The sequence below is a fragment of the Elizabethkingia argenteiflava genome (assembly GCF_009904105.1).
GTDB classification, from domain to species: Bacteria; Bacteroidota; Bacteroidia; order Flavobacteriales; family Weeksellaceae; genus Elizabethkingia; species Elizabethkingia argenteiflava.
In genome coordinates this window covers 14,824-27,551 of sequence record NZ_JAAABJ010000543.1, presented here as the reverse complement: position 1 = coordinate 27,551, position 12,728 = coordinate 14,824, and the positions used below count along the sequence as shown (strand labels likewise).

Below are 12,728 nucleotides of genomic sequence, written 5' to 3'. Positions count from 1 at the left end.
TAAAATATGATGACTTTTGCAGATCAGGTGGTAGAGTATAACGAAAATTTAGAATATACAGGGAGCTTACCAACTGGATTTCAGATTTTAAATCCGTATTTAGATAACCCAGAGACATTGGAGGTTATGCGTCTATTTTATGATAAATACTATAGCGATGCGCGTACCAGGAAGTTTTTGATAGGCATTAATCCTAGCCGCCATGGAGCAGGGGTTACCGGCGTGCCCTTTACCGATACTAAGAGGCTGGAAAGTGAATGTGGAATTCGGATGAAGACGGTTAGAACTCATGAAATTTCTTCAGTCTTTATGTACGATATGATCCGTGAATATGGAGGTGTAAGTTCATTTTATAGCGATTTTTATATCAACTCTCCTTTTCCATTGGCCATTGTAAGGCGCTCTAAACAAGCTTGGTTAAATGCCAATTATTACGATGATAAACAGTTGTTTGATAAACTAAAAGGTTTTATGATCCAGACCCTTAAAAATCATATTCGCTTACAACTTGATACTTCAGAAGTTTTTATACTGGGAAAGAAAAACGCATATTTTATTAATCAGTTAAACAGAGAAGCCAAACTTTTCGATAAAATGACAGTTTTGGAGCATCCCAGGTTTATACAACAGTATAAATCCAAAGAAAAGCAGTTGTATATTGATAAATATATAAGGGAGTTGAAAAAATAAGATTCACTTTTTTCATACACGAAAACAGAGATCTCAAGGTATAGGGCCTGTATTTACTTGCTTATAGCATTTTCGGGTTCTTAAAATTAATATTTTTGTATATATAGTTTTTATAAAAAATGAAAGAATTTGTAACATCAGAAGTTAAAAATAATATTGCTATAATCACTTTTGGCACTCCCAAGAGCAATGCATTGCCAGGAGAGTTATTAGAGAGATTAGCAGCTGTAATATCAAATGAAGCAGCTAAAGAAGAGGTGAAAGTCCTTCTGATTAAAAGTGCAGGTCGTAAGGCGTTTTGTGCTGGAGCAAGCTTTGATGAATTGTTAACATTACGGGAGATGGATGCCTCAGTGAAGTTTTTTTCAGGCTTTAGCAGAGTGCTGGATGCCATGCGTAGGTGTGAAAAAATAGTGGTGGTAAGGGTTCAAGGCAAAGCTACAGGGGGCGGGGTAGGTTTAGCTTGCGGCGCAGATTATTGCTTTGCTACTGCCGAGGCAGAGTTAGCATTAACAGAAATAAATATTGGCATAGGTCCTTTTGTTATAGGTCCTTACGTAGAACGTAAAATCGGTAAATCTCAATTTTTGACCATGGCGTTAGACGCTGAATTTAGATCTGCAGTCTGGGCAAAAGAGCACAATATTTATCAGTCGGTATCGGATACTATAGAAGATATGGATCTATTAATTGAAAAATTTTTGCAGAAATTATCCACAAGAAGTGCTGAGGTACTCGCTTTATTAAAAAAAATAGCATGGGAGGGGACCGAATATTTTGACGATTTGCTGCCTGCAAGGTCTGAGATGAGCGGACGTTTAATTTTAGAAGAATCAGCTAAAGCGAATATAGAAAAGATCAAGCAGAGGTTGAGCGAAAAATAGTATTTCCTGTTTCTGGGTTGGTTTTACAGCTTAATAGCTTATTAAGGAAATGCTGCATAGACTCTTCTGGCCTCTTGTTATGCGTAATTCGATAAATACTAATCATTAAAAACTTAACAGTTAATCATGGAGTAAGCTTACTTTTATCTAATTTTAATTAATAAAGTTAAGAAGAGCGATTCTACTCAGGACTCAAAGTACTTCTAGAAAAGAGCGCTATGAAGTCATGGTTTTTTTTAATGTTCTGCAGCTATATAAGAGCATTCGCCTAGGGTTTGCTTTGGCATGCATGATAAACAGACGCTGTATAACACATCGTTTTTCTTAAATAGACAAATAGAAAAAGCTAAAATTTTGATTTTAAAATAATATGATTCTATGCAAGCATTAGTATATCATGGAGATTATTCCTATAAGTTTATAGAGGTTAAAAAAAACTATAATTGAGAAATCAACAGATGCCACATTATCAAAATGACCAAAACGACTATCTGTGGGTCCGATTTGGGTATACTAAAAGGTAAAAATCCGGAAGTGTCTTATGGAACTATTCTAGGTCATGAAGGAGTGGGTGAAATTGTTGAAGTGGGCGCGGCTGTTAGCGATTTTAAAGTGGGAGATAAAGTGATTATCTCATGTATGACCTCTTGTGGATCCTGCAAATATTGCAAAAAGCAAATATATGCTCATTGTACTGAAGGAGGATGGCTATTGGGGCGTCTTATTAATGGTACACAGGCTCAGTATGTAAGAATTCCTCATGCCCAAAACAGTTTGATTAAGTTGCCTAATACGATTGATGATGAGACGGCCGTGCTCTTATCTGATATCCTCCCTACCGGCTTTGAAATTGGAGTTTTGAGTGGGAGAATAAAGCATGGAGACGATATAGCTATCGTAGGAAGCGGACCTGTTGGTTTAGCCGTTTTATTAACAGCACAGTTTTACTCACCTAATAGAATTATTCTGATAGGAGGCTCTAATGATAATCGATTGAAATTTGCTCAAAGCATTGGAGCTACCCATGTTATTAATTCAAGCAAGGAGGAAAACGTGGTGGAAAAAATTAAAGAAATTACAGATGGTGAAGGAGTAGATGTGGCCATAGAAGCCGTAGGTATTCCTCAAACGCTCCAGCTTTGTACAGACGTTATCAAGCCAGGAGGGCACGTGGCCAATATCGGTGTGCATGGTCAGCCTGTAGAGTTGGCTTTAGAACGGCTTTGGATTAAAAATATTACCATCACGATGGGGCTTGTTAATACCAATACTATTCCCGATCTGATTAAAGCGATATAATCTAAAAAAATAAATCCCAGTAAAATGATTTCCCATCACTTTACCATAGCGCAAATTGAAAAAGCCTACGATGTTTTTATAAACGCAGCTAAAGAAAAAGCGCTGAAAGTAATTATTAGCGCTTGAGAAACAATCCCTGAAAAGTCATTCAGGCGATTTGTAAGATGATTAAAATATGGAGAAGTATGCTGATATCATACCTCCATATTTTTTATTTTAGCTCGTTAATAGGTGTATAGATACACTGGCCAATGTTGAATTGGGAAAATTTTTAGATAGGTCTGGCTTTATCTTTAATCCTATTTCCTGGCATATTTTTCTAAAAATGTTAAGTTCTAGGATATACTGGTCCGAAAATCCATGGATAGCCTCATATGCTGTAGCTGCAGTTTTTCCTAGGTTTTTACATACGAGTTCTGGTGCTAAAGAGTGGAGTTCTATAATAAGAAGCCCGTTTTTTTGAATGTATGGTAGCCAAAGTTTAAGGTGATCTTTTAGGCTTTCTTCCACATGAGCATTGGATAGGCGTTCTCCATGGAAAGCAAAGGCCCCTGTGGAGGAACTATAATTTTCTTGGGGTAAATTTTCAGGCGCTTTCCATCGTCTATTATGGTCTAAAAATGTTCTAATATTTAAAAGATCCGAGAGCTCTATTTCGTAATTTTCTTTTAAATCTTTTGCTAGTTGTTCCGGATTTCCAATATCACCCCAGATTACTTTGGCCCAAATATCGTTATTAATAAGATTTGAACGTGTAGCTTTTAATGCGGCAATATTATAATCAGCGCCTACTAAAAATAAAGGGTATTCTTCTAACATTTTTCCTCGTAAAGTATGTCGCTCTACGGTTTCAAAAACATGTTGAATAAAGGCACCATTTCCGCAGCCCATATCTAAAATACCTTTAGGTTGTACATGAATAGGCAGGTTAAAAACCTGAATAATAAAATCATTAGCCACCTTAAAATAGTTGGAATGTGCCCCTCCGCTTCCCCAGACATTCATTGCTCGATCTACATGAATTTCCTCTTCTCCTTGGGTAACTTGCCTTGTTTTGTAGGCATCTCCAAACAAAAGTTCATCCAGTTGATTGAGCATTGGCAGATAAGATACGATGACACCATAAGAGGCTGCTCGTTTGGCGTAGTAAATGCCGGTTTCGGTAAACTTATAATGAGCACCTGTTTTTCTAAACCAGCCCAAATAAGTTAAAAAGTCTAGGATAAGCTCAAAATTCTCGAAATTTTTGTGAAATTCAGCCGCCTGAAAAGACGTTTCCATAAAGTATTTATGAAACATACCGGTCATTCCTAAATGCACGATAATCGGACCTAGTATACAACCTTCAATGTGTTTTAGGATTTGCTCCTGTATAGATCGCTCAAGAGGATCATTTGAAATGTTAAGTTTAAAATGGTCTTTTAAATCTTCACAGAGAAGCTTAAATTCTTTTACAAAAGAGGCCTTTAGAATCTGTTCCTTAATGTTTGTTAACTTTTGTTGAAAAGGAATGATTTTTAAATAGAGAAAAGCATATTTGTGTAACAAAGGGGTGTTTTTATTGGCAGAAATCAAGATCTCGTTCTCTAAATTATTCACCTGATAATTTATAAACCCCTGTGAGGCTAAGGTGCGTAAGGCTACATTAAGGTAGCCTTCATTTGCGCCCAAGTGATAGGAAAGATCGGAGATTTTCAGTTTTTTTTTTTCCAGAATCATGTGGATTGTTTTTTTCTTTTCTAGAGAGGCAATGACCGGAGCTGTAACAATACCATCTAAGTGTCTGAAAATGGAGGATCTTAAAAGTTCTTTATTCATTCTAAAATATTTTAGAATTTAAAGTTAATCATTTGGAAGTTTGCTATAAAATAATAATTCGTTTTTTAGTCGTTTTATGAAGGTTTGGGCTTACGCTATAGGTAATAAAATATTTAATGAGATAAGTTATTTCAATTTTATCACTTATAATGTATAATTTTATTTTCAATCGTCGAATATTTTCTGCTTAGTGGTGTTATCGTTTAAAGACTATAAATATTGGTTTTCAGAATAAAACAATTATTTTGTTGGATAATTAGTAGGGTTTAGTTAACTTTAATCACTGAAACTACAGGAGAAGCATCAGGAGGAGTGCAGATGGCATTTTGTGTTAAATTTTATACAACAGAATTCAATGTTAAAAATACTTTTCCCAATAATTTCTTTTCTAAAAGTTATTAATATTTATTTTATACAATATGAAAACAATGGTTATTATTCCAGTAGTATTACTACTGGCTTTATCTTCTTGTTCAAAAGGTCCTAGTAAGACAGCAGATTCAAAAGAAGATACCTTACAAACAGCTCAGCCTGTTAAAGTAGATAGTCTTGCGCAGCAGGTAGAACCTACCGATGACCGGCAGGTTACCGATAGTCTAATTACGCGTACTGTCGATCTACAAAAATTACCGGTACAAATAAGTGATGAATTTACAAATGAAGATCAGGTATTGGTTCTTCAGCTTAAGAATAAAGGGAAAGATAAGATTTCGGGGCATATTACGCCTGACAAAAAAGGGCAAAATATTCGATTTAGTGGTGTTTCACTCAATAATGAAGGTATAGACGGGCCCTTTGGAAGTGACATAGAGTATGAAATGAATGAGAAAGGAGATTATAGTTTGGAGATCGGTAAAAATACGAGGGCTGAAGGTTCACAGATTGGAAAATTTACGGTGACTTTAAAATAGAACATATTATCTGTTTTATGTTTTTGTTTTGGAGTTCATAATAATGGTGATAGGCCCTTCATTTACTAGGGAAACACTCATATTGGCGCCAAAACATCCACTTTCAGTTTTAAGCCCGCTCTTAGCGATTTCCTGTTTAAAATATTCAAACAATGGAAGCGCTATAGTGGGATTAGCTGCTTTTAAGAAAGAGGGACGATTTCCTTTCTTATAATCAGCCAGTAATGTAAACTGGCTGATGCAGAGGATATCCCCCTTTACATCTTGAACCGAGAGATTGAGTTTATTTTGCTTATCCCCGAAAATGCGGAGGTTAAGAATTTTTTGAACGAGCCAATCGGCATCCGACTCCTCATCATTTTCTTCAATTCCGATTAAAAGGGTTAGGCCTTTATCAATACGGGCAACGCATTGTTCATCAACCCTTACTTCGGCTTGGGAAACTCTTTGGATCACTATTTTCATGCTATAAAGATAAAAAATGTTTAGATTTTAGGGAAAAAGAGAAGTTGCTATATTATTCTGCAATAAAAACAAAACAGTGATATAATATTCTGATTTACAGTATATAAACTTTGGATGTTTAATATTTCTTTTTATAGAAAATAAATTATATATTTGCTGGAATTAATCAAGACATGAGTATCCGGCAAAGGTCGGATATTTTATTTATACTAACATAAAATATTATATTATGAGTTATGTAACTAAAGAAGGTTTAGAGAAAATGAAGGCCGAACTTGAGCAGTTGGAAATGATCGAAAGACCTAAAATTACACAACAAATTGCAGAAGCTCGGGATAAAGGAGACTTATCCGAAAATGCTGAATACGATGCAGCAAAAGAAGCTCAAGGTATGCTAGAAATGAGGATATCCAAATTAAAAGATAGTATTGCTACTTCAAAAGTAATTGATGAAAGTCAGTTGGACACCTCAAAAGTATCCATTCTCTGTACTGTAAAACTTAAAAATAAAGCGACCCAACAAATACAAATATTTACTTTAGTGCCAGATAACGAAAGTGATTTAAAAACGGGTAGAATCTCTATTAACACTCCGATTGCAAAGGGACTGTTGGGAAAGGCTGTCGGAGAACTTGCAGATATTACTCTGCCAAATGGAAATAAATTGTCGTTTGAAGTATTAGATATTAGTTTAAATTAGAAAAAAGTGAGAAGATGAGTAGTATTTTCACTAAAATAGTAAATGGCGAAATCCCAGCCTATAAGGTTATGGAAGATGAAAAGCATTTGGCTTTTTTGGATGTAATGCCTTTAGTAGAAGGCCATACGTTGGTCATTCCTAAAAAAGAAGTGGATCTTATCTTCGATCTGGAATCCGAAGAATTTAAAGATCTTTTTGGGTTCGCACAGCGCGTGGCGAAGAAGGTGGGGGCTGCCATATCCTGTAAAAGAGTAGGTTTATCAGTAGTAGGGCTAGAAGTCCCTCATGCCCATATTCATCTTATCCCCCTTCAACAAATACATGATATGGATTTTTCCAATGATCGATTGAAACTATCACCTGAAGCATATCAAAAAATTCAAGAAAAAATTGCAAATGCTTAGATTTTTCTAGGCATTTTTGCATCAGTGAAAATTAAAATAAACTTACATGAGTCCTAACCAATGTTCTTTTTGTGGAAGAAAAAAAGAAGAAGTAGAAATATTAGTGTCGGGTAATAACGGTTATATCTGTAATCATTGTATTGAGCAAGCTTATAATATGCTTGCAGGTCCCACTAAAAATAATATAAACCCTTCAGATTATAATATAGAAAATTTAAAAAAACCGAGGGAGATAAAAGAATTTTTGGATCAATATGTTATCGGTCAAGAACAGGCTAAAAAACAATTATCCATAGCGGTATATAACCATTATAAAAGGTTAATGCACGTTGAGAATACCGACAGAGAGGTGGAATTGGAAAAATCTAATATTCTAATGGTAGGAGAGACAGGAACTGGTAAAACCTTGCTGGCCAAGACGATTGCTAAGGAATTAAATGTGCCTTTCTGTATTGTAGATGCTACCATTTTAACTGAAGCAGGTTATGTAGGAGAAGATGTGGAGAGTATTCTTTCTCGCCTTTTAATGGTAGCTGATTATGATGTTGAAAGGGCTGAGAGAGGGATTGTTTTCATAGACGAAATCGATAAGATTGCACGGAAATCAGATAATCCTAGCATTACCCGGGATGTTTCAGGAGAAGGTGTTCAACAGGGTTTACTCAAGTTGCTGGAGGGAAGTATTGTAAATGTACCGCCTCAAGGGGGTAGAAAGCACCCTGATCAAAAATATATACAGGTCAATACTCAAAATATCTTATTCATTGCTGGAGGAGCTTTTGATGGTATTAAAGAAATTATTGAAAGGCGCCTCAATAAACAAGCAATTGGTTTTAGTAGTGAAAAAATTAATAAAACGGATGAAGAAGAATATATTTTAGAAAAGATTAATGCGATCGATCTAAGGAGTTTTGGTTTAATTCCCGAACTTTTAGGGCGCTTTCCGATTATTACCTACTTAGATAAATTAACTAAAGAGGCAATGATTAGAATCATGAAAGAGCCTAAAAATTCTATTGTGAATCAGTTTACACAGCTTTTCAAAATGGATAATGTAAAATTGGAATTTACGGATCATGCTGTTGAAGCCATTGTAGAGGCCACTATGGAAAAAGGTTTGGGAGCTAGGGGACTTAGAGGTACAACAGAAAAAGTTTTAGAAGATTACATGTATGATATTGATCAGCATTCAGAAATTGTGTTGACCAGAGAAAAAATAGCGAATCAGCTGCAATAAGACACCTAAAAAACCTAATGTTAAATTTTATACCTTAATATTTTATGAAAAAGAAGTTTTTCGCGATAGCACTACTGGAGTTTTTCTCAGTAGTATCTGCACAGTTTTCGGTGCAAGTTGGAGTTCCTTCTACTTTTACGGCTACCCATGCTTTTCTTTATTCTTATAACGGATCTAAAGAGGTAATAGCAGCCAGTGGAGTAAAGTCGAAAAATAACTGGAATTTTAAAGTGACAACACCCTATTCAGGACTTATGAAGGTATATTTCCCCGACACCAATACAGCTTTTATGCTGGTCTCTGAAAATACAGATGTATCTGCCGAGGCTAAGTTAAACCAAAATAAAATTTCTGAAATCGAATTTTCTGATGCGGTTAATCAATCTTTTACATCTTATCAGAATGATGCCAAGAAAAAGGAGCAAATACTTCCTGTGCTCCTCCAAATGCAGAATTTTTATGAAACGAATTCAGCGTTTGGAAGTGCCCTGAGAAAAGAAATAACAAAGCTTTCTACTGGTCGTCAGGGGGTGGATATGAACTCCTACCCCTTTTTACAGTATTACACCCAAAAGCTTCAAGCTTATGTGTTAGGAGATACATCCTTAAAGCAGGAAGACTATATCAAATTTATCAACACTTCCCCCGAGTACTTGGAATCTTCCGCACAGCTAAGACAGGTATTGTATAATTATTTGTCCTATTCTAAGAAAGAAACCATTCATCGGGATGTGGAAAAGTTGCTCACTACCCTAGAGATCGAATCCCCAAGAGGGCAAACGGTTTTATCTGAATTCATCGATCTATTTGATATCTACGGAATGGAGAGTCTCAAAAATAAATATCTATCACAAGCAAAAGCTTTGAAATGTACTGTATCGGATCGTCTGGTTACAACGATTAAGTCCAATGATAATGTGATGATGGGAAAGGTAATGCCCGACTATAAATTTGTAAATCCATTAAATACTACCGCAAAGAGTATTCACGATGTCAAAGCCAATAAAAAACTGGTGATGTTTTGGTCATCTACCTGCTCTCATTGTGAGGCCGAATTGCCGAAAATTATCCAAAGTTATAAAACCCTGCAGGCACATGGAGTACAGGTCATAGGTTTATCTTTCGATGCTGATGCCGACGCTTATCTTACTAGAGCGAAATCGCTTCCTTGGATTAATGATAGCGAATTAAAGGGATGGAACAGTAGTGCTTCGGAGCTTTTTAATGTGCATGCTACCCCGACTTACTTTCTATTAGATGCAAAAAATAAGATCGTAGCAAAGCCTAATAATTTCTCAGAAGTATTGGCTATATTAAAATTAAAATAATTTTTGGTGGATTAAAAATATTTTGTATATTTGCACCACCAAAACGGCGAGGTAGCTCAGGTGGTTAGAGCGTTGGATTCATAACCCAAAGGTCACGGGTTCAAGTCCCGTCTTCGCTACAGAGTCTGTACGGACAGAAGATATATCGCGGGGTGGAGCAGTAGGTAGCTCGTCGGGCTCATAACCCGAAGGTCGCACGTTCGAGTCGTGTCCCCGCTACTAAAAAAAGAATCGGTATTTTGCCGATTCTTTTTATTATTCTTATTAAGAATATTTACAAATAATATATAATTATAAGTCTTTATTCTTATTCTATTCTATAATAATTGATTTTATTTATCGCTATACAAAAAATAAGAGTTTATTTTTATATCAAAATATTTGTTTTTTTATAAAATTATTGTAATTTTACATCGCTTTAATCGGGTATCCTATTGCCCACAAAGCAATAAATTTTTTTTCATCATTTGTGTTTTTGGGATTGCATCTTTAGGTGCAATCCTTTTTCTTTGTGGTAGTCCATCAGAAGATAGATGAAATAATTATAAGAAATACTGCCATCTTGACGGTTGCTTTTTAGGAAAAGATTATTGGTAAGGGAGAAGAATTTCTGAATTCTTCCTTGGTGTTCTCTATAAAACTTCACTTCTGCTTTATAATCATTCAGTAAAGGCTTAGGAAGATTTTTTAATATTTGTAGACTGTAATTTTTGTCCTTTCTAGATATATTGTATAAAATTGTTTTGAAAGCAAACCAATAAGCACTGTATTTTAGATTTTCATCTGTTGAGTTTTCTCCGATGAGGAATCCGATAAAATTAGCTTCTTCCTCTCTTGCAAATCCTATTTGATGGGACGTTTCATGTGCTAAAGTAAAAGGGATCTGTATGTCGGGTAGATAAGGGTTGTATTGGGATTCAGAAGTAAAAGGATTGTAATACCCCAGAATCCCTGTATAATTCATGAGCCGTCCGTATAGGCTGGGTTTAAAGCATATTTGAATAGAATCTCCTTTACCATATTGCCTGGCAATTGCTTGCTGTTGTCTTTTTATTTCCTGTTCCAATGTAGTGGTGGAGTTTAAGCGGTATATTTTGTCCGGATTTCTTTTCCGGAGCGTCCAGCATTTTTGTAAATAATATTCCGCCAAAGGTTTCAGCTGTTCGGTATCCAGAGGTTTAATCTTATCCCGGCTTAATAAAGGCTGCTGAAAATACATCATTCCCCAGAATAATTGGTATATAAAGTATAAAACATTAATCCCCATTAATAATCCTATCCATATTTTTTTTCGGGCATTTCTTTTCCATAGAAATAAACAGGTAATAGCAAGAAAAATACCGGATAAAATATAAAGTACGTCACCGATAGAAAAAAATATATTTTTAAAGGCATTAACTCTTACATTTTGTGTTTCAATGAAAATTTTTTCGAAAAAAAACACGGCCCGATCCATTTTGGAAAGCAGGTAAAATATAAAAAATTGGGCAAGCCAAAGGCTTGCCCAAAATCTTTTTTTGTGTATTAGTTTTTCTGGAGTTTTCACTGTGGGGTATTATTATCAAAGTCAATTCCTTGTTCTTTTAGCGCACCCTTTATCTTAACAGCATAAAATACTAAATATAAGAAGCATAATATACCGACGATATAGCTGAAATGTACATTTACAGAATCGGCTATACGCCCCTGTAAAGGTGCGATTAATCCACCGCCCATAATCATCATAATTAAAAAATTAGATCCTTGATTGGTATGTTTTCCAAGTCCTGCAATAGCTACGGTAAAGATAGAAGGCCATAGGGTACTGCAAAATAGCCCTGTGCTGGTATAAGCATACACAGACACCATACCCGATGTAAGGGTGCCAATAGCTAATGCTAAAATTCCCATGAGGGAGAATATTATAATCATTCTTATCGGGTTTCCTTTGGTGAAAATTTCTGCAATAATCATGACTATTATGATAGCAGGGTAGATATAAAAATCCGTTAAATCGTGCTTTGCGATAGCATTTACCACCAAGAAAACAATAAAGGCTAAATAAGGGGCTAAAAATTTTAAAAGCTTCTTAGTATTTCCCTTTATCTCAAAAGCACTGACAGCTCCACCCCAACGACCGATCATAAGGCTGGCCCAATATAAAGAGATAAAAGGCGCTGCAGCTTGGGTGCTAAACCCCATTTCTTTTTCCATATAAATGGGTAAATGGCTGGCTGTGGATACCTCTACCCCTACATATACAAAGATAGCCAGCATACCGAGCACCAATTGAGGGTATTGTAATACAGAAGAACGGGCTGGTTGTTGTGCATTATTTTTTTCCACCTCTTCAGTTTCAGCTACATTCGGAAGAGAGGAGAATTTTAGGAAAATCGCAGCTAAAATAAAAGTAGCCCCTAATACCAGATAGGGGATTTTAACACTTTCAATATCTGCAGTTTCATTGGATACAGCTGCAGAACCAAAAATAGCAAAAGCTACGATCAAGGGGCCTATAGTGGTTCCGAAATTATTAATTCCTCCTGCCATTGTCAGGCGTTGAGAACCTGTTTTAGTCGGACCTATCGCAATAGCTAAGGGGTTGGCAACGGTTTGTTGTAAAGAAAACCCCAGTCCTACTACAAATAACGCACTAATCATTAAGATGAAGGACTGTGTGTTGGCTGCGGGGATAAATATAAGGGAACCTGATGCGGAGATTAAAAGACCTATAATAAGCCCGTTTTTATAGCCTATTTTATTGAGGATGTCATATTTCAATATTCTTGAGATGAGTAGGTAAAGAAGAGTTCCCACTGTATAAGCAATATAATAAGCAGAGGTGACCAGTTGGCTCTGAAAATTGGAAAGGTTAAATGTTTTTTTGAAAACGGGAATTAAAATATCGTTACTTGCAGCAACAAAGCCCCAAAAGAAAAATACCAAAACGAGGGAAGTAAACTGTCCCCAGTTGGTTTTATCGCGGTGATCTAGCATAGGAGTAATTTTTTTG

General features: G+C 35.7%; 12 protein-coding genes and 2 tRNA genes. 10 read left to right on the top strand and 4 right to left on the bottom strand.

All coding sequences use genetic code 11. The features are described 5' to 3' along the window. Positions 1-6 precede the first annotated feature (6 nt). From GNY06_RS08980 to GNY06_RS08970, 3 genes are all read left to right on the top strand, one after another. Positions 7-690: an SMUG2 DNA glycosylase family protein gene (locus GNY06_RS08980; protein ID WP_166519768.1), complete on the top strand. Its 684-nt coding sequence runs from the start codon at positions 7-9 to the stop codon at positions 688-690. Between the two features lie 119 nt (positions 691-809). Next, positions 810-1,574, top strand: a complete 765-nt coding sequence (locus GNY06_RS08975) for an enoyl-CoA hydratase/isomerase family protein (RefSeq protein WP_166519767.1) — start codon at positions 810-812, stop codon at positions 1,572-1,574. 474 nt (positions 1,575-2,048) lie between these two features. Continuing rightward, complete coding sequence (locus tag GNY06_RS08970; protein ID WP_244614400.1) at positions 2,049-2,873, top strand: zinc-binding dehydrogenase; 825 nt, start codon at positions 2,049-2,051, stop codon at positions 2,871-2,873. Between the two features lie 216 nt (positions 2,874-3,089). On the opposite strand, the gene GNY06_RS08965 is transcribed toward GNY06_RS08970, so the two are convergent. Next, positions 3,090-4,691: a class I SAM-dependent methyltransferase gene (locus GNY06_RS08965; protein WP_166519766.1), complete on the bottom strand. Its 1,602-nt coding sequence runs from the start codon at positions 4,689-4,691 to the stop codon at positions 3,090-3,092. A gap of 419 nt (positions 4,692-5,110) precedes the next feature. Here GNY06_RS08965 and GNY06_RS08960 point away from each other — a divergent pair, with 419 nt between their 5' ends. Then, on the top strand, positions 5,111-5,602 hold the full coding sequence (locus GNY06_RS08960) for a hypothetical protein (RefSeq protein ID WP_166519765.1): 492 nt from the start codon (positions 5,111-5,113) through the stop codon (positions 5,600-5,602). A gap of 15 nt (positions 5,603-5,617) precedes the next feature. Here the strand turns inward: GNY06_RS08960 and dtd are convergent, their stop codons facing one another. Further along, positions 5,618-6,067 carry a D-aminoacyl-tRNA deacylase gene (gene dtd, locus GNY06_RS08955; RefSeq protein WP_166519764.1) on the bottom strand — a complete coding sequence of 150 codons (450 nt, stop codon included), beginning with the start codon at positions 6,065-6,067 and terminating at the stop codon, positions 5,618-5,620. A gap of 229 nt (positions 6,068-6,296) precedes the next feature. Here dtd and greA point away from each other — a divergent pair, with 229 nt between their 5' ends. The 6 genes from greA to GNY06_RS08925 all read left to right on the top strand — a co-directional run bounded on the left by greA (position 6,297) and on the right by GNY06_RS08925 (position 9,955). Then, positions 6,297-6,767: a transcription elongation factor GreA gene (greA, locus tag GNY06_RS08950; RefSeq protein WP_166519763.1), complete on the top strand. Its 471-nt coding sequence runs from the start codon at positions 6,297-6,299 to the stop codon at positions 6,765-6,767. A gap of 14 nt (positions 6,768-6,781) precedes the next feature. Then, a complete protein-coding gene (locus tag GNY06_RS08945) occupies positions 6,782-7,171 on the top strand; it encodes an HIT family protein (protein ID WP_166519762.1) in 390 nt (129 codons plus the stop codon). A gap of 46 nt (positions 7,172-7,217) precedes the next feature. Beyond that, entirely contained in the window at positions 7,218-8,408 is a 1,191-nt protein-coding gene (clpX, locus tag GNY06_RS08940; protein ID WP_166519761.1) for an ATP-dependent Clp protease ATP-binding subunit ClpX, read from the top strand. 44 nt (positions 8,409-8,452) lie between these two features. Next, the gene (locus GNY06_RS08935) at positions 8,453-9,736 is read left to right on the top strand and encodes a TlpA family protein disulfide reductase (RefSeq protein ID WP_166519760.1); all 1,284 of its coding nucleotides are present in this window, start codon (positions 8,453-8,455) and stop codon (positions 9,734-9,736) included. A gap of 45 nt (positions 9,737-9,781) precedes the next feature. Then, positions 9,782-9,855: transfer RNA gene (locus GNY06_RS08930), tRNA-Met, on the top strand. A gap of 27 nt (positions 9,856-9,882) precedes the next feature. Continuing rightward, positions 9,883-9,955: transfer RNA gene (locus GNY06_RS08925), tRNA-Met, on the top strand. Between the two features lie 244 nt (positions 9,956-10,199). Here GNY06_RS08925 and GNY06_RS08920 read toward each other — a convergent pair. Next, complete coding sequence (locus tag GNY06_RS08920) at positions 10,200-11,282, bottom strand: DUF3810 domain-containing protein (protein WP_166519759.1); 1,083 nt, start codon at positions 11,280-11,282, stop codon at positions 10,200-10,202. Continuing rightward, on the bottom strand, positions 11,279-12,712 hold the full coding sequence (locus tag GNY06_RS08915; protein WP_166519758.1) for an MFS transporter: 1,434 nt from the start codon (positions 12,710-12,712) through the stop codon (positions 11,279-11,281). The genes GNY06_RS08920 and GNY06_RS08915 overlap by 4 nt, the downstream gene beginning before the upstream one ends. Positions 12,713-12,728: the final 16 nt, after the last annotated feature.